Origin of the sequence: Streptomyces sp. NPDC013157 (assembly GCF_042899865.1) — a bacterium.
GTDB lineage: Bacteria > Actinomycetota > Actinomycetes > Streptomycetales > Streptomycetaceae > Streptomyces.
The window spans coordinates 123,508-142,922 of the sequence record NZ_JBIBAK010000003.1 but is presented as its reverse complement, the minus strand read 5'-3'; the positions used below and the strand labels follow the sequence as shown (position 1 = coordinate 142,922).

Annotated in this window: 15 protein-coding genes; 13 read left to right on the top strand and 2 right to left on the bottom strand. The window is 72.4% G+C overall.

Annotation, left to right across the window (positions count from 1 at the left end; all coding sequences use genetic code 11):
* Positions 1-4: 4 nt before the first annotated feature.
* Together ACFY6U_RS10750 and ACFY6U_RS10745 are read left to right on the top strand one after the other, a co-directional pair.
* Complete coding sequence (locus ACFY6U_RS10750) at positions 5-862, top strand: intradiol ring-cleavage dioxygenase (RefSeq protein ID WP_390036804.1); 858 nt, start codon at positions 5-7, stop codon at positions 860-862.
* A gap of 5 nt (positions 863-867) precedes the next feature.
* A complete protein-coding gene (locus ACFY6U_RS10745) occupies positions 868-1,929 on the top strand; it encodes a maleylacetate reductase (RefSeq protein WP_390037608.1) in 1,062 nt (353 codons plus the stop codon).
* Positions 1,930-2,183: 254 nt separating this feature from the next.
* Here ACFY6U_RS10745 and ACFY6U_RS10740 read toward each other — a convergent pair whose 3' ends face one another.
* Both ACFY6U_RS10740 and ACFY6U_RS10735 read right to left on the bottom strand, forming a co-directional pair.
* Positions 2,184-2,549: a metalloregulator ArsR/SmtB family transcription factor gene (locus tag ACFY6U_RS10740; RefSeq protein WP_351485864.1), complete on the bottom strand. Its 366-nt coding sequence runs from the start codon at positions 2,547-2,549 to the stop codon at positions 2,184-2,186.
* Positions 2,550-2,748: 199 nt separating this feature from the next.
* Positions 2,749-3,123 (bottom strand): hypothetical protein, encoded by a 375-nt coding sequence (locus ACFY6U_RS10735; protein WP_390036802.1) that lies wholly within the window; start codon positions 3,121-3,123, stop codon positions 2,749-2,751.
* Between the two features lie 284 nt (positions 3,124-3,407).
* On the opposite strand from ACFY6U_RS10735, the gene ACFY6U_RS10730 reads away from it, so the two are divergent.
* The 11 genes from ACFY6U_RS10730 (at position 3,408) to ACFY6U_RS10680 (ending at position 19,414) form a co-directional block, all read left to right on the top strand.
* Positions 3,408-3,902, top strand: coding sequence for a MarR family winged helix-turn-helix transcriptional regulator (locus tag ACFY6U_RS10730; RefSeq protein ID WP_390036800.1), 495 nt, complete (start codon positions 3,408-3,410; stop codon positions 3,900-3,902).
* A gap of 191 nt (positions 3,903-4,093) precedes the next feature.
* Positions 4,094-4,900 carry an MBL fold metallo-hydrolase gene (locus ACFY6U_RS10725; RefSeq protein WP_390036798.1) on the top strand — a complete coding sequence of 269 codons (807 nt, stop codon included), beginning with the start codon at positions 4,094-4,096 and terminating at the stop codon, positions 4,898-4,900.
* Positions 4,901-4,902: 2 nt separating this feature from the next.
* Positions 4,903-5,313 carry a nuclear transport factor 2 family protein gene (locus tag ACFY6U_RS10720; protein WP_390036796.1) on the top strand — a complete coding sequence of 137 codons (411 nt, stop codon included), beginning with the start codon at positions 4,903-4,905 and terminating at the stop codon, positions 5,311-5,313.
* A gap of 996 nt (positions 5,314-6,309) precedes the next feature.
* A complete protein-coding gene (locus tag ACFY6U_RS10715; RefSeq protein ID WP_390036795.1) occupies positions 6,310-7,788 on the top strand; it encodes a sugar transferase in 1,479 nt (492 codons plus the stop codon).
* A gap of 73 nt (positions 7,789-7,861) precedes the next feature.
* Positions 7,862-9,178 carry a nucleotide sugar dehydrogenase gene (locus ACFY6U_RS10710; RefSeq protein WP_390036793.1) on the top strand — a complete coding sequence of 439 codons (1,317 nt, stop codon included), beginning with the start codon at positions 7,862-7,864 and terminating at the stop codon, positions 9,176-9,178.
* On the top strand, positions 9,168-10,433 hold the full coding sequence (locus tag ACFY6U_RS10705; RefSeq protein WP_390036791.1) for a glycosyltransferase family 4 protein: 1,266 nt from the start codon (positions 9,168-9,170) through the stop codon (positions 10,431-10,433). Before ACFY6U_RS10710 ends, ACFY6U_RS10705 begins: the two co-directional genes overlap by 11 nt.
* Positions 10,430-11,800: a Wzz/FepE/Etk N-terminal domain-containing protein gene (locus ACFY6U_RS10700; RefSeq protein WP_390036789.1), complete on the top strand. Its 1,371-nt coding sequence runs from the start codon at positions 10,430-10,432 to the stop codon at positions 11,798-11,800. The genes ACFY6U_RS10705 and ACFY6U_RS10700 overlap by 4 nt, the downstream gene beginning before the upstream one ends.
* Positions 11,797-13,317 (top strand): Wzz/FepE/Etk N-terminal domain-containing protein, encoded by a 1,521-nt coding sequence (locus ACFY6U_RS10695; RefSeq protein ID WP_390036787.1) that lies wholly within the window; start codon positions 11,797-11,799, stop codon positions 13,315-13,317. Before ACFY6U_RS10700 ends, ACFY6U_RS10695 begins: the two co-directional genes overlap by 4 nt.
* A gap of 3 nt (positions 13,318-13,320) precedes the next feature.
* Positions 13,321-15,255, top strand: a complete 1,935-nt coding sequence (gene asnB / locus ACFY6U_RS10690) for an asparagine synthase (glutamine-hydrolyzing) (RefSeq protein ID WP_390036785.1) — start codon at positions 13,321-13,323, stop codon at positions 15,253-15,255.
* Between the two features lie 17 nt (positions 15,256-15,272).
* Entirely contained in the window at positions 15,273-17,468 is a 2,196-nt protein-coding gene (locus ACFY6U_RS10685) for a bi-domain-containing oxidoreductase (RefSeq protein ID WP_390036783.1), read from the top strand.
* A complete protein-coding gene (locus tag ACFY6U_RS10680) occupies positions 17,465-19,414 on the top strand; it encodes an alginate lyase family protein (protein ID WP_390036781.1) in 1,950 nt (649 codons plus the stop codon). Before ACFY6U_RS10685 ends, ACFY6U_RS10680 begins: the two co-directional genes overlap by 4 nt.
* The last annotated feature ends 1 nt before the right edge of the window (position 19,415 follow it).

Genomic DNA, 19,415 nt, shown 5'->3' with positions numbered 1-19,415 from the left:
CGGCATGACCACCGAAGACGCAGTCACCGCAGAGGCCGTCGACAGTCTGCGGGGCACCGACGACCCCCGGCTGCGCGAGCTGCTCGCCTCGCTCGTCCGCCATCTGCACGCCTTCACACGCGAGACCCGGCTGACCCGGCGCGAGTGGGAGGCGGCGATCGCGTTCCTCACCGAGACCGGCCAGACCTGCACGGACACCCGCCAGGAGTTCATCCTGCTCTCCGACGTCCTCGGCCTGTCGATGCTGGTCGAGACGGTCAACGGGCACAGCGACCCCGGCAGCACCGAGTCGACCGTCCTCGGCCCCTTCCACATGACCGAGTCCCCGGTCCGGGAACCCGGCGCCGACATCGACCTGGTGGGAGGCGGCGAACCCTGCGTGGTCAGCGGTGTCGTCCGCTCCGCCGACGGCACCCCGCTGCCCGGCGCGGTCCTGGACGTGTGGCAGGCCGACCCGAGCGGCTTCTACGACGTGCAGCAGCCCGACGTCCAGCCGCCCGGCAACGGGCGGGGCCTGTTCACCGCCGACGAAGAGGGCCGCTTCCGGTTCCGGACCTGTGTGCCCAGCGCCTACCCGATCCCGACCGACGGCCCGGTGGGCGCCCTCCTCAAGGCCACCGGACGGCACCCCTACCGCCCCGCCCACATCCACTTCATCGTCTCGGCCGCGGGTCACGCGCCGGTCACCACGCACATCTTCGTCGCCGGCGGGGAGTACCTGGACTCCGACGCGGTGTTCGCCGTCAAGGAGAGCCTGGTCAAGGACTTCACCCCGACCGACGACCCCGCCCTGGCCGGGGAGTACGGGGTGTCGAACCCGTTCCGGCACGCCAGCTTCGACCTGGTCCTGGAGCGCTCGTGAACCCCTTGGACTTCGTGTACGAGACCCGTCCCTCCCGAGTGGTCTTCCGCCCCGGCGCCGCGCTCACCGCACCCGCCGAGGAGGCCCGGCACCTCGGTCTGCGGCGGCTCCTCGTGCTCAGCGGCGAGCGGGGCGCGGCGACGGCGCGGGCGGTCGCCGACTCGCTCGGGGACGTCTGCGCGGGCCTGCACACCGGGGCCCGGATGCACGTCCCCGTGGAGGTCGCCGACCGGGGCGTCGAGGCGGCCCGGGCCGCGGGCGCCGACGGCTGCGTGGCCGTCGGCGGCGGCTCGGCCATCGGCCTCGGCAAGGCCATCGCCCTGCGCACCGGGCTCCCGCTGATCGCCGTGCCCTCGACCTACGCCGGCTCCGAGATGACCCCGGTCTGGGGCCTGACCGAGCACGGCGTCAAACGCACCGGCCGCGACCCCGTGGTGCTGCCGCGCAGCGTCGTCTACGACCCCGAACTCACCCTCTCCCTGCCCGTCCCGCTCTCGGTGACCAGCGGGATCAACGCCCTCGCCCACGCCGTCGAGGCGCTGTACGCCCCCGACGGCTCGCCGCTGGTCGCGCTGATGGCCGAGGAGGGCGTACGGGCGTTGGCCGCCGCGCTGCCGGAGATCGCCGCGGCCCCGGACGCCGTACCGGCCCGCTCCCGCGCCCTGTACGGCGCCTGGCTGTGCGGGGCCTGCCTCGGCGCCACCACCATGGGCCTGCACCACAAGCTGTGCCATGTCCTCGGCGGCACCTTCGGCCTCCCGCACGCCGAGACCCACACCGTCGTCCTGCCGTACGCCCTCGCCTTCAACGCGCCCGCCGCCCCCGAGGCGGCCGCCGCCGTCGCCCGGGCCCTCGGCACGGACGACGCCCCGGCCGCCCTCCAGGACCTGGCCGCCCGCCTCGGCGCCCCCCGCTCCCTCGCCGAACTCGGCCTGCAGGAAGCCGACCTGACGGTCGCCGCCACCCAGGTCGCCGGGCAGCCGTACGCCAACCCCAGACCGGTCACGACCGACGACGCGCTGACCGTGCTGCGCGCGGCGTACGAGGGGGCTCCGGCACGGTCGTGACGGCGGCGGACTCCGCGGGATGCCTGCCCGGCAACCACGCGCGAGGCGAACTCACAGGCGGCGGCGGTGTCACCGCGTCCGGCGCCCGGCAACTGGCCCGCTGAATCGACGACTTCACGGGACACGGACCTGAACTGTCCGGACCTGATGGACTGGGGCGTACACGAAGCGGGTCGACCGGGGATCGGGCCGCGCAGCACGTGGCAGCCGACTTCGCCGACGGGCAGGTGTGCGATGCGCTCGCCGACCGTCGGTCAGCCGCGGCTGCTCGTGGACATCGGCGGGGCGGACGCGTCGGCCTGGCGTAGTTCGGCGAGGAGGACGTTCTGCCCGTCGAGGAGCTCGGTGAGGATGCGGCGCGCCGCGCGCAGGAGGTCGGCGACGTCCCCGCCGGCCAGTGCGTAGCGGACGGTGGAGCCCTCCCGGGTGGACACCACGATGCCCGAGCGGCGCAGGACGGCCAGTTGCTGGGAGAGGCTGGACGGCTCGATCTCGATGTCGGCGAGCAGATCCCGCACGGGGACGGGCCCGTGCTGGAGCAGTTCCAGGACCCTGATCCGTACCGGGTGCCCGAGCATGCGGAAGAAGTCCGCCTTGGCCTGGTAGAGGGGGACTTGCATGACCGCTCGCTCTCTGCCGGGTCGGGTGGGGTGGGGCGCCGAGGTGCGGCGGCGCCTCGCGACACCGCCGCACTGGCCCTGTAGGCCGATCCTTGCCGTTCGGGGCCGTGTGCAGGCATGAATTGGGATCATGCTGATGTGGTCACTTGAAGAAGTTTTCACATCATGGGCGCACGAAGCCCCGGAACCTGGACCGTCGCTAGACCTCGAGCTGTTCCTCGACCCGCTTCAGCTGGTGACGGGCCATGGCGAGGTTCGAGCGCCCCTTGTCGAGCACCAGGTAGAGGAACAGGCCGTTCCCGCTGCGGCCGGTGATCAGCCGGATGAGGTGGTACTGCTTCTCCAGGGTGATCAGGATGTCCTCGATCCGGCTCTTGAGGCCCAGCTCTCCCATCGTGCGCACCTTGGCCCGGATGACATCCGTGTTCCCGGCCGCCGCGACCGTCAGATCGAGGTCCTTGCCCCCGCCCAGTGTCCCCAGGGCCATGCCGCTGGTGTAGTCGACGACCGCGGCTCCCAGTGCCCCCTCCACCCCGGCCATCATTTCCTTCAGCGACACTTCCACGCTCGCCATACTGGCGCCTCCCCTTCGTATGCGGATGGCGACGGACCGGCGGTCGCCGGCCCGCCCGACGTATGGACCGTAGGTCGGCGGAAGTGGCGCCGGGACGGCGTCTCCGGGTCTGACGCATGCTGTCCGAACAACTGCGCACCCAGTCCGTTTGAGCGACGGAAATTGGTTCGATGAAGTGCGAAGTTGACGCTGTGGCGAGGGCCGGACGCGCGGTGCCGGACGGCCGAGCGCACCGCGCATGATCGGTACGGTGGTACCGCGACGAACAGAGAGGTGGCGTGGGCGTGGGCGAGCAGACGGAGATCTCGACGGCGAAGGAGGCCGCGGACGACGAGCTCATCCTGGCGTTCGGCCGGCTGCAGGGTGCCGCCAACCGGCTCGAGTACATCCTCGGCCGGGCCCTCGAGGCGGAGTGCGGTGTCAGCCACCTGATGTTCGAGGTGCTGCTGATCCTCGGCCGGGCGGGCGAGCCCGGACTCTCCATGCGGGCCGTCGCCCAGGAGCAGGTCCTCACGACGGGGGGCGCCACCCGGCTGGTGGACCGTATGGAGGCGGCCGGGCTGGTCGAGCGCGCGGAGGATCCCGACGACCGGCGCGGGCGACTGGTGCGGCTGACCGCGCTGGGCGCGGAGACCGCCGTACGGGCCTCCCGGATCCATCGGGAGAACATCAACCGGTATTTCCTGGACCCCCTGCCCGCGGCGCATCGCAAGCGGTTCGCGGAGGACCTCCGCATCCTCAGCCACTCGGCGCGTGACGAGTTGCCGCGCCTGCCCTGAGCCTCCGTCCGGGGTGCCGTCGCGCCCGTCACGCCGTGCCGGCATCGCCGACGGCGGTTGCCGTCGGCACGCTCGCGTGGAAATATCTGAGCAGTCAGTAACTGTTATGTCAGGTGAATCACGCGCCGCGCGGGTGCCCGTACCGACTGCACCTCCCCGTTCCGACCGCTTCCCCGTTCAAGGAGCCATCGATGAGCACCCTTTCCTTCAAGGTCCTCGACCTCGACTTCCCGGCCGGCATCAAGAACAAGACCGCCGCCCTCGTCACCGGCGAGAGCGAGGCGATCCTGGTGGACGCCGGCTTCACCCGCGCCGACGGTCACCGCCTGGCCGCCGAGATCCTCGACTCCGGCAAGAAGCTGACCACCGTCTTCGTCTCCCACGGCGACCCCGACTTCTACTTCGGCGCCGAAGTCCTCGCCGACGCCTTCCCCGACGCCGTCTTCGTCGCGACCCCGATCGTCATCGAGCACATCGCGCACTCCTACGAGGGCAAGCTCAAGGCGTGGGCGGCCCTCGGGCCGAACCTGCCCACCCGTCTGGTCGACCTGACCCCGCTGACCGGCGACCTCACCCTGGAAGGCCACCGCTTCGAGCTCAAGGGCGCCTCCGCCGTCCTGCCCGACCGTCACTACCTGTGGCAGGCCGGACATCGCGCCCTGCTCGGCGGCGTCCTGCTCTTCCAGCAGGAGCACGTCTGGGTCGCCGACACCCCCACCCCCGGCGACCGCGCCGCGTGGATCGACCTGCTCGACGAGATGGCCGCCCTGAACCCGGAGCTGGTCGTCCCCGGCCACCGCCTCCCCGGCACCGCCGCCGACGCCTCCGCCATCACCGCCACCCGGGAGTACCTGCTCGCGTTCGAGGAGGAGCTGGGCAAGGCCGCGGACGGTGCCGCACTCACCGAGGCGCTGGTCGCCCGCTACCCGGACAACGGCATGCAGATCGCCGCCCAGATCGGCGCGAAGGTCGCCAAGGGCGAGATGAAGTGGGGCTGAGAATGAGCGAGTTCGCCACCTCCACCGTCCCCGCCGACGTCGTCCGACGCCAGTACCTGGCCTCGGCGGCCGGCGACCTCGCGGCCCTGCGGGCCACGCTCGCCCCCGACGTCGAGTGGACGGAGATGGCCGGCTTCCCGCTGGCGGGCACGTACCGCACCCCTGACGGGGTCACCTCCCACGTGATGGAGAAACTCGGCCAGGACTGGGACGGCTGGACCGCTCACGACGACACCTATGTCGCCGACGGCGAGAACGTCGTCGTCCTGGCCCGCTACACGGCCGTCCACAAACGCACCGGCCGCCCCCTCGCGGTGCGCGTCGCCCACCACTTCGTGGTCCGCGGCGGCCTGATCGTCCGCTTCGAGCAGTTCGTCGACACCGCCCTCGTCCGCGACGCCATGAACGGCTGATCCGGGCGGGTGCCGGGCCCTCGAGCCCGCCATGGCCCGCGGACGGTATGCGGTCGTGCGTCCGGCCGGGTTCACTCCGTGTCCGGAGCCCGAACCCGGCTCCGCCGACGGCTGTCGCATCCGTCTCGCCGGCTTCGACCCGTGGAAACCGGCAGGGGCGCCCGCTCTCGACGTCCGTCCGGTCCGTGGCGGGTCCGCCTGTGCGAGTCGGCGCCTCGGCCGCGACAGCCGCAGCGCGGCCGGCGCGGCCCGGTTGAGCGCGGCGCCCTCCGGTTCCGCTCGCTCCGACAGAGCTGTGAAGATCCCTTCCCGGGTTCTGTCGAATCCCGCCCCGCAACCGCCGCCCGGCGCTCACCGATGGGAATCCGCCGAACAGACCCCGAAAGCAAGCCAGTTGGCAGCGCTGGAACGCCCGGGGTTACCGGCGGTGCCTGGGGCTCGGGAAACTCCAGTCGTCGCAGGTCACGCGGAGTGTCGTCCGTCGCCGAGGCCTCGCCGGGCGGCCGTCCGGCCGTTGACCCGTCTTCAGGACACGAGCACAAATTCCACACAGCCCTCTCTTCAGACGGGCCCTGATGGTCTAGATTGACCGTGCTTCGCATGCTGGGACACGAGGCGACAAATGATGATCTATGGGTCAGGCGATGCGGGCGGCCAGTGGCCGTGTCCGTGCCGCCGGGCGTGGGGGTGATCAACTCCTGCGGTCCGAGAAGGGCTTCGGGTGCGGGGAGCACTCGCGGTTCCGACGGGTTCCCGCACGCTTCGAGGGCCTGCCAGGGCGGGCGGGTCCGCTGCGGGACGGGCGGGTTGCACAAGCAGCGCTGAAGTAGCCGGGATGTCATACGCGGACGGCGGGGGCCGTCCGCGGAAGGAACAGCGCGGCGCGGGGAGCCGGGGGGCCTCCCGGGGGCGGAAGCGTACGGGAGGCGGGGGTCTCCCGGGGGGAGGAACGGTGTCAGGGCACCATCTCGAACCACTGGGAACCGGGGGGTTTCTGTGCGGCAGGGGGGACTAGTCGGCCCTTTCCCGCCGGCGCGCAGGCGTCTGGCGGACGGGCCGGTCGACAGACCGGCGATCGAGTGGGAGCCGCGGTACCGGCGTACCGTGATCGTCAGCGATACCGTGGCCACCGCCCTGGTGGTGGCGGGGATCGGCGAGTTATTCGGGGGCCGGGACGCGGCCAACTGGCACGAGAAATGGGGGATTCTCGCGTTCGGCACCGAACTGCTGGTGCTGTCGGCGCTCGTGGTGGGCCGGTCGTGGGCGCCGGCCGTGCTCGGCCAGGGCGCCGAGGAATTCCGCCGGCTCGGACGCTCGCTGTTCGCGGCGACCGTCGTCCTGGCGCTCGGCGGGATCGCCCTCACCTCACGCAACATCAAACTCTGGATCTTCGTCGCGATCCCCGCGATCGGGCTCGTCACGATGACCGCGCGGTATCTGCTCCGCCTCGATCTGCACAGACGGCGCAAGGACGGGCGGTGCCTGAGACCGGTGCTCGCGGCCGGCAGTCCGGCCACCGTGGGCGACCTGATCACCCGGACCCGCAAGTTCCCGCACATCGGCTGGCGGGTGCAGGCGGTGTGCACGACGGACGGCCGTGGACTCGACGGTGACGAACTGGACGGCGTGCCGGTCGTCGGCGGACTGGCGGACGTCGCCAAGCACGTCCGCCACGACGGGTACCGTGTCGTCGCGGTCACACCCGACCCGTACTGGACCCCGGACCGGCTGCAGCGGCTGGCCTGGAACCTCGAAGGCAGCGATGCCGAGATGGTCGTGGCCCCGGTGCTGATGGAGGTGGCCGGCCCGCGGCTGCACGTCGACGCGGTGCTCGGGATACCGCTGCTGCGGGTCAGCCTGCCGACCTTCACCGGGGGCCGCCGGGCGATCAAGGAAGTCGTCGACCGGGTGGGCGCGGCGGTCCTGCTGATGCTGTTCGCGCCACTGATGGCGTCCGTCGCACTGCTGGTGCTGGCGGACAGCCGCGGCGGGGCCTTCTACCGCCAGCGCAGGGTCGGCAAGGACGGCCGGGAGTTCACGATCCTCAAGTTCCGCACCATGGTCGTCGGGGCGCACCGGGCACGTGCCCAGCTCGCCGACCGCGACGAGGGCGCGGGGCTGCTGTTCAAGGTCCGCCGGGACCCACGGGTGACCCGGGTGGGAGCCGTGCTGCGCCGGTACTCGATCGACGAACTCCCGCAGCTCTTCAACGTGCTCACCGGAGCGATGTCGCTCGTCGGCCCGCGACCGCCGCTGCCCGAGGAGTGCGCCGCGTACGACCCGGACATCCGGCGGCGGCTGCTGGTCAAGCCCGGGCTCACCGGCCTGTGGCAGATCAGCGGACGCAGCGACCTGCCGTGGGAGGAGGCGGTCCGCCTCGACCTGCGGTACGTGGAGGACTGGTCGCTCGCCCTCGACACGGTGATCTTGTGGAAGACGATGCGTGCGGTGCTCCACGGGCAGGGGGCCTACTGATGCGCGGGGGGCGTCGGCAGGCCGACGCGCGGAGCGCAGGCCACAAGGGCCTGCCCGGGGGGAGGGACGAGTCATGAGAGTCAGCGTTTTCGGGCTCGGCTACGTGGGCTGCGTATCAGCCGCGTGCCTGGCGAGCATGGGCCACGAGGTCATCGGGGTGGACGTCAACCAGGTGAAGGTCGACCTGGTCAACGACGGCAAGGCCCCGGTGGTGGAGGAACGTATCGGCGAGCTCCTCGCCGAGGTCGTGCGGACCGGAGCCCTGCGCGCCACCGGCGACGTCCGCGAGGCGATCATGGACAGCGAGGTGTCGCTGATCTGCGTGGGCACGCCGTCGGAGCCCAACGGCAGCCTGTGCACCACGTACCTGGAACGGGTCACCGAGCAGATCGGCGCCGCGCTCGCCGAGCGCGGCGGGCGGCAGACCATCGTGTTCCGCAGCACCATGCTTCCCGGCACCTGCCTGAACCTGCTGGTGCCGATCCTGGAGAAGAACGTCGGCGGCACCGCCGGAGTGGACTTCGGGGTCGCCGTCAACCCGGAGTTCCTGCGCGAGGGCACGAGCGTGCGGGACTTCTTCGACCCGCCCAAGACCGTCATCGGCGAACTCGACCCGGCAAGCGGCGACGCGGTGCTGGCGCTGTACGACGGCCTGCCCGGCGAGGTGTTCCGGGTGCCGGTGCCGACGGCCGAGGCGATCAAGTACGCGGACAACGCCTTCCACGGCCTCAAGATCGGCTTCGCGAACGAGCTGGGCGCGGTCTGCCAGGCGCTCGGGGTGGACTCGCACCAGGTGATGGACGTCTTCCTGGCCGACCGCAAGCTGAACATCAGCCCCGCCTACCTGCGGCCCGGCTTCGCCTTCGGCGGCTCCTGCCTGCCCAAGGACCTGCGCAGCCTGGTCCACGCGGCCCAGCGGGCCGACGTCTCGGTGCCCATCCTCGCCCACGTGCTGAGCTCCAACTCCGACCATCTGCAGCGCGCGGTGGACCTGGTCGAACGCACCGGAAAACGCCGGGTGGGGATGTTCGGGCTGTCCTTCAAACCCGGCACCGACGACCTCCGCGAGAGCCCGCTCGTCGAGCTGGCGGAGCGGCTCTTCGGCAAGGGGTACGACATCAAGATCTACGACGCCAACGTGAGCCTCTCCCGGCTGATCGGCGCGAACCGCGAATACATCGAGACCCGGCTGCCGCACCTCGCGCAGCTGCTCGCGGACTCCGTCGAGGAGGTGCTCGACCACGCCGAGGTGTGCCTGGTCGGGACCAGGGAGCCGGCCGTGACGGCGGCGCTGCCGCACGGCGAAGGACCCGTGATAGTCGACCTCGTCCGCCTTCCCGACGCCGAGACGCGCCGGACCGAACCGGGGTACATGGGCCTTGCTTGGTAACCCGACCGGCGGCACCGGTTCCGGCCGGCGCGCGCTGATCCTGGTGGAGAACCTGTCGGTGCCCTTCGACCGGCGGGTGTGGCAGGAGTGCACGACGCTGCGCGACGCGGGCTGGACGGTGCACGTCATCTGTCCGCAGGGCAGCAAGCGCGACACCGAGCCGGAGGTGGAGATCGACGGGGTGCGGATCCACCGCTACCCGTTGCGCGCGGCCACCGGAGGCCCGGCCGGCTACCTGAAGGAGTACGGATCGGCGCTCTGGCACACGGCCCGGCTGGCCCGCAAGGTCGGCCCGGTCGACGTGGTCCACGCCTGCAATCCGCCCGACCTGCTGTTCCTGCCGGCCCTGTGGCTGAAGCGGCGCGGCGCACGGTTCGTCTTCGACCAGCACGACCTGGTACCCGAGCTGTACCTCTCCCGGTTCGACCGCGGCGAGGACCTGCTCTACCGCGCCGTGTGCGCGCTGGAACGGCGGACCTACCGTGCCGCGGACATCGTCCTCGCCACCAACGAGAGCTACCGCGACGTCGCGATACGCCGCGGCGGGCGGCGGCCGGAGGACGTGTTCGTGGTGCGCAGCGCACCCGCCGTCGAGCGGTTCCAGCCGGTGCCGCCCGAGCCGGAGTTGAAGCGCGGCAAGCCTCACCTGCTCTGCTACCTCGGCGTCATGGGCCCTCAGGACGGCGTCGACTACGCCCTGCGGGCCCTCGCGAAGCTCCGCGACGAGCTCGGGCGGACCGACTGGCACGCGGTGTTCGTCGGCTCCGGCGACGCCTTCGACGCGATGGTGGAGCTGTCCCGGCGGCTCGGGCTCGGTGAGCAGGTGCAGTTCACCGGGCGCATTCCGGACGCCGACCTGGTGCGCTACCTGTCCACCGCGGACGTCTGCCTCTCCCCCGACCCGCGCAATCCGCTCAACGACGTGTCGACCATGAACAAGGTCCTGGAGTACATGGCGATGGGCCGGCCGATCGTCTCGTTCGACCTGAAGGAAGCGCGCGTCTCCGCCGGAGAGGCCGCCGTCTACGCGGCCGACGACGACGAGACCGAGTTCGCCGCGCTCGTCGAGCAGCTCCTCGACGACCCGGACCGGCGGGCCCGGATGGGCAAGATCGGCCAGGAGCGGGTCAGCGGGCCGCTCTCCTGGCGCAACTCGCAGGCGTCGCTGCTTGCTGCCTACACCGCCGCCTGCCGTGACCACAATCCGGTGTCGGCGGCCGATCAGGTTCGAACAGGGAAGAGGCAGCGCAGTTGAGCGAGGAATCGATACGTCTGGTCACCATCGGGCGGATATTCCGCCGGCGCTGGCGGTTTCTCGCCGTCGTCGCCGTGGTGGGAGCACTCGTCGGCTACGGCGCCTCCGTGGTGTTCCCGCCGCAGTACACGACGTCGGCGTCGGTCCTGCTGCCGGGGCAGTGGGAAGAGCGCGAGCTGCTGACCCAGGTGGACATAGCGACCAGTTCGACGGTGGTCGACCGCGCGGCCGCCGCGCTCGACTGGCGGGACGTCAGCGCCGCCGAGCTGCGGAACCAGGTGACCGCCTCGGCCGCGGACGGGAACATCATCAAGATCTCGGGCACGGCCGACACCCCGAAGCGCGCGCAGCAGCTCTCCGACCAGGTGGCCGCGCAGTTCGTCAAGTTCGCCGCCCGGGTCGCGGGCGGCGGCACCGACTCCGCGGCGGCCACCGAGGCCGAGGCGCTGCGCAAGCAGGTCGAGGAGACCAACCGCCGTATCACCGAGCTGGCCGACGCGTCCGATCCGGGGCAGACCGTCGAGGGTGTGCAGGCCCGGACCGAGTTGGAGAAGCTGAGCACCTCGCTGGAGGAGGCCATGACGAAGCTGGACGAGGCCGACCCGGCGACCAACAAGGCCGGCATGGTCGTCATGGGTCCGGCGGCCCGGCCGACCGGCGAGGCCCCGCCGACGAGGACGCAGTTCATCGGCGCGGGAGCGCTGCTGTTCTTCGTGCTCGCGGTCGTCGGCCACCTCGCCGCCGCCCGGATGAACCGACGGCTGCGCACCGAACCGGAGATCACCGCGGCGCTGGGCTCGGCGCTGCTGGGCACCGTCGAGGTGCCCGCCGAGCGACGCGGCGCGCACCGGCCGCAGGACGGCGGCCGACCGTCCTGGATCCGCCGGCTCCTCGGTATCGACACCCGGTGGGACCTGCCAACCCCGCCGAGGTCCGACGACGAGGCCGCCCGGCGGATCCGCTACCGGCGGGTATGTGCCCGTCTTCGGGAGCAACTGCCCGCCCCCCGGCGGCTGCTGGTGGTCGTACCGGACGGCGACCAGATCGCCCGCCGGGCCGCCGGACAGCTCGCCGCCGAGGCCAAGAGCGATCCACAGCTGCGGGTGGTGGAGGTCTCGGTGGACCGGCCGATCGTGCCGGACCGCGACACCGAGTCCGGTGCCCTGGTCGTCCTCAGCGCGGGCAGCTGGACCGCGGAGGAACTCGCCGGCATCGCCGAGGCGTGTGCCGACGGCCGGCACGAGGTCCTCGGCATCGTCGTCGCCGACCCGGTCCGCGCCCGTGAGCCGAGGCCCGCCGGTCAGCTTCCGGACGACGCCACTCTCGCACTCGCGGTTCGCGGCCAGGCCACAGGAGGTTCAGCGTGACGACCAGCACGACCGCGGAGCCGTCGGCCACCGCTCCGCTTCTCGACCTTCAGGCCCTGGTGGTGGCGGTGCGCAGGCGCCGCCGCCTCTGGTACGCCACGGCGCTCCTCGGTCTGATAGGGGGCTCCGGGCTCGCGGTCGCGATGCCCCCGGCACCGACCGCGGTGACCGAGGTGCTGGTCGCGCACGAAGCCGACCAGCCGAACGACACCGGAACGCTGATCCGCACCGACGTCCAGCTGCTCCAGACCACACAGATCGCCGGCAAAGCCCTGCGGTCCCTCAAGTCCACCGAGAAACCAGAGGACTTCCTCCAGGATTACAAAGGTGCCGGCCTGACCAACAACCTGCTGCAGATCACCGTGACCGGCGCCACCGACGCCCAGGCGGTGGCCCGCGCCAAGGCGCTGGCCGACGCGTTCGTCGCGGACCACGTGCAGCGGATGCAGCGGACCGCGCAGGCCCAGGCCCAGGCCCTGCTCGACCAGCGCGACCGCATGCGGGACGAACTCGCCCAGGTCAACAAGGAGATCGGAAACCAGTCGGCGGACAGCGACCCGAAGGCGTCGGCGACCCTCGAGTCGCTCTTCGCCCGCCGCGCCGAACTCAACTCGCGCATCTCCGATTTCGACGAGCGCGCCGCGGACGCGCGGACCGGCGCACCCCAGGTCGTCGCCGGCACGCAGATCGTGGACACCCCGCGCGCGTTGCGGCACTCCCTGCCCAAGGCCGTCGCGACCGACTCCGCGATCGGCCTCGTCCTCGGGCTCTTCCTCGGGCTCGCGGGCGCCGCGGTCGGCACGGTGGTGGCGGACCGCCCCGTGCTGCGCCGGGACATCGCGGCGAACCTGGGCGCCTCGGTCATCGCGGAACTGCCCCGCCGGTCGGGCAGGCCGTGGCAGCGCCGACGGACCCGGCTGACCCGCGAACGGCTCACCGCGTCCCTGGCCCGCACCCTGCGCGGCTCCGCGGAACCGGTGTCGCTGCTGGAACTGGGCTGTGCGCGCGGCGCGAGCGTGATCGCCCTGGACCTCGCCAGGGCGCTGGCGGCGGAGGGGCCGGTGACCGTCGTCGACGCGCTGCCCCGCCGGCTTCTGGCGGGCCGCCGCCAGAAGCCGGGCGACCCGACCGTGGTCGGCGCCGAGCGCGCCGCGACCGTGCCGCCGCAGGAGCGCCGGATCGGCGTCGGCTCGGTGGCGCCCGGCACGGCGTGGACCGACCTCCAGTACCTCGGCACCCAGACGGTGCTCGTGGTGCGGGCCGGACACGGGAGCGCCGCCTGGCTGCACACCGTGGCCCGGCAGCTCGCGGACCAGCGCATCCCGGTGATCGGCGTGGTGCTGATCGACCCCGATCCGCGGGACCGGACCGACGGCACCCTGTGGGACGGACTGCAGACGGCGCTGCGCGGCCGCAGCGAGCGGCCGGCCCGGCAGCAGGGGACCGGCCAGCGGCGCGCCGAGCGGCAGCCGGTGTGGGCCGTCCGGGGCCCGGAGAACGACCAGGAGGCGCGGTAGCACATGTGTGGCATCGCAGGTACCTACCGCTGGCCGGACGGAAAGGCCGTGACCGACCGGCTCACCGACACCCTCGCCCACCGCGGTCCGGACGGGGCGGGCCGGTACAGCCACCCCGTGGGCGACGGCGAAGTGCACCTCGGGCACCGCCGGCTGGCCATCATCGACCTGTCCGACACCGGCGCCCAGCCGATGGCCTCGGACGGCCTCGTCCTGACGTACAACGGTGAGCTGTACAACGCGCCCGAGCTGCGGGCCGAGCTGGCGGCCACCGGGGTGCGCTTCCGCGGTACCTCCGACACCGAGGTGCTCCTGGAGGCCTGGCGGCGCTGGGGCACGGAGTGCCTGCCCCGGCTGCGCGGCATGTTCGCCTTCGGGATCTTCGACGAGCGCACCGGGGACCTGGTGCTCGCGCGCGACCAGCTCGGCATCAAGCCGCTGTTCCTGCTCCGGCGCGGCGCGGGCCTGGTGTTCGCCTCCGAGCTCAAGGCGCTCGCCGCCGCCACCGGCGGCAAGCTGGAGGTGGACGACGCGGCGCTGGTGGCCTCGCTGCTGTACTACTGGGTGCCGGACTCCCGGTGCGCGTTCCGCGAGGCGGAGAAGCTGCCGCCGGGAAGCTGGCTGAGGTGCCGGGCCGACGGCCGGGTGGAGCGCGGCCGGTTCTGGGACCTGAAGGACGTCGCCGCCGAGGGCCGGGAGCGGGCCCTGGCCGGCGACCAGCCGGACCTGGCCGCCGTCGTCGAGGAGTCGACCCGTCGCCACCTGCTCTCCGACGTACCCGTGGCGACCTTCCTCTCCGGCGGCCTCGACTCCAGCTACCTGACCGCGCTCGCGGCCCGCCACCAGCCGGGGATCTCCGCCTACACGATCGGGTTCCGAGCCGAGGACGCCAGGTTCGAGGCGATGCCGGACGACCTGCGCTACGCCCGCCAGGTGGCCGAGAAGTTCGGTGTCGACCTGCACGAGATCGAGATCGCGCCGAACGTGCTCGACCTGCTGCCGGAGATGACGTACCACCTGGACGAGCCGATCGGCGACCCCGCCGCGATCAACACGTACCTGATCTGCTCGGCCGCCCGGGAGGCCGGGGTCAAGGTGATGCTCTCGGGGATGGGCGCGGACGAACTGTTCGCCGGTTACCGCAAGCACCTGGCCAACCTGATCGCGCTGCGCTACCAGCGCGTCCCCCGGCCCCTGCGGCGCGGGATCTCCGGGGCCGTGGACCGGCTGCCGGTCGCGACGGCCCGCCGCGGGTACCGGTCGGTGCGCTTCGCCAAACGGTTCCTCTCCTTCGCCGACCTGCCGGAGGAGACCGCCTTCCGGCGCAGCTACACCATGTACGACCAGGACGAGTTGCTCGCCCTGCTCGACCCGGACCTGGCCGGGACGGTCGAGGACGTGCTGACCGAGCACGCGGACGTCTACCAGGACAACGACCTCGACGACTTCGTCAACCGGATGTGCCTCACCGACGCCCGGATGTTCCTGCCGGGCCTGAACCTCACGTACACGGACCGCTCCAGCATGGCCGCCTCGACCGAGGTACGCGTGCCGTACGTGGACGTCGAGGTGGTCAGGGCGGCGTTCGCGGTGCCCGGCAACCGCAAGATCGTCGGACGGCAGGGCAAGGCCGTCCTCAAGGAGGCGGCCACCTCGGTCCTGCCCCGGGAGATCGTGTACCGGCCCAAGGGCCTGTTCAGCGCGCCGCTGCGGGCCTGGATGAGCCGGGATCTGGCGCCGCTGGTGCGCGAGGTCGTCAACGACGGTGAGCTCGTCCGCTCCGGGTTCCTGCGGCGCGACGCGCTGGCGCGGATGGTCGCCGAGGACGCCGCCGGGCAGCAGGACTTCTCCAAGCATCTGTGGCATGTGCTGACCCTCGAGTACTGGTATCGCGACGCGACCTCTGGGTCCGGCCAGAGCACTCGGCAAACGGCTTAGGAATCAGGGGAGTTCCGGTGAAACAGGTTGTACAGAACTACAAGAGCGGCGAGCTGGCGGTGCTCGACGTTCCGGTCCCGGGGTGCAAGCCGGGCGGGGTGCTGGTCCGCAGCGCCTACTCGCTGATCTCCACCGGCACCGAGCTCATGAAGGTGTCCGAGGCCGGCATGTCGATGCTGGGCAAGGCCCGCTCCCGGCCGGACCAGGTGGCCAAGGTCATGCAGAGCGTGGCCACCAACGGGGTGCCCGCCACCTACCGCAAGGTGATGGGGAAGCTGGACTCCTACACGCCGCTGGGATACTCGCTGTGCGGGGTGGTCGAGCAGGTCGGCGCCGGCGTCGACGACGTGAAGGTCGGCGACCTCGTCGCCTGCGCCGGCAACGAGCACGCGCTGCACGCCGAGTTGAACTGGGTGCCGAAGAACCTCTACACCCCGGTGCCGGACGGCCTCGCACCGCGCCACGCCGCCTTCGGCACCGTCGGGTCGATCGCGATGCAGGGCGTCCGCCAGGGCGAGCCGCAGCTCGGCGAGGTGGCCCTGGTCATCGGCCTCGGCCTGATCGGGCAGCTGGTGGTCCAGCTCCTCGGCGCCTCGGGAGTCCGCGTCGTCGGCGCCGACCCCGACCCGGCGCGCTGCGAACTCGCCGAGCGCCTGGGCGCCGTGGCCTGCGGCGACCCCGCGTCCGCGGCCCTGGAAGCCGCCGTCGCCGAACTCACCGACGGGCACGGAGTGGACCAGGTGTACCTGGCCGCCGGCGGCGGCAGCAACCAGCCCGTCGAGCTCGCCGCCCGGCTCTGCCGGGACCGCGGCCGGGTCGTCGACATCGGCAAGTGCCGCCTCGACCTGCCGTGGAACGCGTACTACGAGAAGGAACTCGACGTCCGGTTCTCGCGTTCGTACGGCCCCGGGCGCTACGACCCGGAGTACGAGCTGGAGGGCCGCGACTACCCGATCGGCTACGTGCGCTGGACCGAGCGCCGCAACCTCGCGTGCTTCCTCGACCTCGTCGCCCGCGGCAGCGTCGACGTGGAGCCTCTGATCTCGTACGTCGCCGACTTCGACGACGCGGTCGAGACGTACCGGCGGCTCAAGGACGGCGAACTGAAGGCCGTGGCCGTGCTGTTCCGGTACCCCGAACAGGCGGAGGAGGCGACGGAAGGGGAGGCGGAGGCCCCGTCGGTGGCCGTGCCCGCGGTGCGCCGCGGCGGGGGAGCGCCCGGTCCGGCCCGGGCCGCCACCTCCCCGGTGCGCCTCGCGTTCGTGGGCGCGGGGAACTACGCGACGTCGATGCTGCTGCCGCACCTGGCCCAGCGCGACGGCGTCGAGCTGTCGACCGTCGTCACCACGACGGCCCTCTCCGCGGCCAACGCGCAGCGCAAGTTCGGCTTCGCCGGGGCGACCACCGACCTCGACGCCGTGCTCGGCGACAAGTCGATCGACGCGGTGTTCGTCGTCACCCGGCACAGCTCGCACGCCGAACTGACCCGGCAGGCGCTCCTCGCCGGCAAGACGGTGTTCGTGGAGAAGCCCCTGGCCCTCACCGAGGACGAACTGGCCGGCGTGCTCGCGGCGGTGGAGGAGTCCGGCAACGACCGGCTGCAGGTGGGCTTCAACCGCCGCTTCGCACCCCTGCTGACCGAGGCCAGGCAGCGGTTCGGCGCCCGGACCGGACCGGCGAGCCTGCGCTATCTGGTCAACGCCGGCCAGTTGCAGCACGGCAGCTGGTACCTGCGCCAGGGCACCGAGGGCTCGCGGTTCGAGGGCGAGGGCGGGCACTTCGTCGACACGGCGAGCTGGCTGCTCGACGCCGACCCGGTCTCGGTGTACGCCGTCGCCCCGTCCGGCAACGACGACCTGCAGATCGTGCTGCGGTACCCGGACGGGTCCACCGCCGCCATCAGCTACGTCACCACCGGATCGCCCGGCTTCCCCAAGGAGACGCTGGACCTCGTCGCCGACGGCAAGGTGCTCAGGCTCGACGACTTCGTCCGAGCCTCGGTGTACGGCCGCAAGCGCTGGGTGAGTTCGCGGCTGCCGAAGGCCCGCGACAAGGGCCAGAACGCCGAACTGGCCGCGTTCGTCAAGGCCGTTCGGACCGGCGGGCCGATGCCGGTGCCCCTGGAGTCGCTGGTCGCGACCACGGCGGCCACCCTCGCCGTGCGGAGCTCCCTGGCCTCCGGCGCGCCGGTGGGGCTGGAGCGGGCACGATGACCATGAGTGCGAGCTGGTACCTGCGGCGCCTGTCCCGGATGGGGCCGCGGGAGGTCGCGGGCCGGGTGGGCGACACGGTGCGCAGACGGCGGTGGCGGTCCGCCCGGCCGGACTGCCCGAGCGTGACCGGCGCCCGGTTCACCGCGGTCCTGCCCGCCGGGACGCTCGCCGCGGTGCCGGCGGACGCCGCGAAGCGTCTCGTCGCCGAGGCGGACCGGCTGATGTACGGGCACGTCGAGTACTTCGGGGTGGTCCGCGACGACCTCACCGACCCGGACTGGTGGTGCGACCCGAAGACCGGGCGCCGGGCCCCCTGGGGCTACGCCTTCGACGTGCCGTACCGCAACGAGGACGCGGTCGGGGACATCAAGCAGATCTGGGAGCTGTCCCGGCACCAGTACCTCACCGTGCTCGCCGCCGCCTACGCGATCACCGGGAACGAGCGGTACGCCGAGCGTGTGGCCGAGCACCTGCGGTCGTGGTGGACGGCCAACCCGCCGCTGCGGGGCGTGCACTGGATCAGTGGCATCGAGCTGGGCATCCGGCTGCTGTCCTGGGTGTGGATCCGCCGGCTGCTCGACGACTGGCCGGGCGCGGCCGGGCTGTTCGAGGACAACCCCGTGGCGCGGAACCAGATCTGGCACCACCAGCGCTGGCTGGCAGCCTTCCCCAGCCGGGGTTCCTCGGCGAACAACCACGTCATCGCGGAGGCCGCCGGGCAGTTCGCCGCGGCCTGCGCGTTCGGCTGGTTCCCCGCCTCGGGGCGCTGGCGGGCCGACGCGCTGCGGTCGCTGGAGCGGCACCTGCGCAGCAACACCTTCGCCTCCGGCCTCAACCGCGAGCTGGCCACCGAGTACCACGGACTCGTGCTGGAGCTCGGCCTGGCCGCGGTGGCCGAGGCGGACGCCGCGGGCGTGCCGGTCCCCGCGTCCGTCTGGCTGGTGCTGCTGCGGATGACCGACGCGCTCGCGGCCGTCGTGGACAACCGGCTGCGGCCGCCGCGCCAGGGGGACGCGGACGACGGGCACGGTCTGGTCGTGGACGGCGCGGGCACCGACCGGTGGGCCTCGCTGCTGGCCACCGGCGACGCCGTGTTCGGCCGGCTCGCCTGGTGGCCGGAGGTGACCGGCACCGATGTGCGCACCCCGCTGCTGGCCGCGCTCATCAAGCCCACCGGACTGTCCGTGACCCGCCCTGCGGTCCGGCCGGCGCACCTCGCCGACGCGGGCATGACGATCCTGCGCGGTCCGGGGGAGATCTGGTGCCGCTGCGACGGCGGCCCCCACGGCTTCCTGTCCATCGCCGCGCACGCCCACGCGGACGCGCTGTCCGTCGAGGTCCGGCACGACGGGGTCGACGTCCTCGCCGACCCGGGGACCTTCTGCTACCACGGGCAGCCCGTGTGGCGGCAGTACTTCCGTTCCACCCTCGGCCACAACACGCTGCAACTGGACGCCACCGACCAGTCGGTCTCCGGCGGACCGTTCCTGTGGACCCGGCAGGCCCGCACCCGCGTGCTGGCCGTGGACACCTCCGGCGAGGACGTGGCCGGCTGGTGTGCCGAACACGACGGGTACCAGGGCTCCGTGCATCGCCGTCGGGTGGAACTGACGGCCGCGAGCCAGGAGCTGAAGGTGGTCGACGAGGTGCGCGGGCCGCGCCGGACCGTGCGGCTGGCGTTCCACCTCGGCCCGGAGATCGCCGCGGACCTGGTGGGGAACCGGGCGGTACTCACCTGGATCCGGGACGGCGAGGGCCGTTCCGCGGTGCTCGACCTGCCTGCGCAGCTGTCCTGGCGGGCGCACCGCGGCGAGACCGACCCGCCGCTGGGCTGGTACTCCGCCGGATTCGGGCGCAAGGAACCCACCACGACGCTGATCGGCACCGGCACCAGCCCCGCCGACGGCGCGGGCGGGTTCACCACCGTGCTCAGGTTCGGCGGCTAGG

Bases quoted from the DNA above. Each gene is read 5' to 3' on its own strand.
- ACFY6U_RS10750 (WP_390036804.1), top strand. From the start codon at position 5: ATGACCACCGAAGACGCAGTCACCGCAGAGGCCGTCGACAGTCTGCGG.
- ACFY6U_RS10720 (WP_390036796.1), top strand. From the start codon at position 4,903: ATGAGCGAGTTCGCCACCTCCACCGTCCCCGCCGACGTCGTCCGACGC.
- ACFY6U_RS10725 (WP_390036798.1), top strand. From the start codon at position 4,094: ATGAGCACCCTTTCCTTCAAGGTCCTCGACCTCGACTTCCCGGCCGGC.
- asnB (WP_390036785.1), top strand. From the start codon at position 13,321: ATGTGTGGCATCGCAGGTACCTACCGCTGGCCGGACGGAAAGGCCGTG.
- ACFY6U_RS10735 (WP_390036802.1), bottom strand. From the start codon at position 3,123: ATGGCGAGCGTGGAAGTGTCGCTGAAGGAAATGATGGCCGGGGTGGAG.
- ACFY6U_RS10710 (WP_390036793.1), top strand. From the start codon at position 7,862: ATGAGAGTCAGCGTTTTCGGGCTCGGCTACGTGGGCTGCGTATCAGCC.
- ACFY6U_RS10680 (WP_390036781.1), top strand. From the start codon at position 17,465: ATGACCATGAGTGCGAGCTGGTACCTGCGGCGCCTGTCCCGGATGGGG.
- ACFY6U_RS10740 (WP_351485864.1), bottom strand. From the start codon at position 2,549: ATGCAAGTCCCCCTCTACCAGGCCAAGGCGGACTTCTTCCGCATGCTC.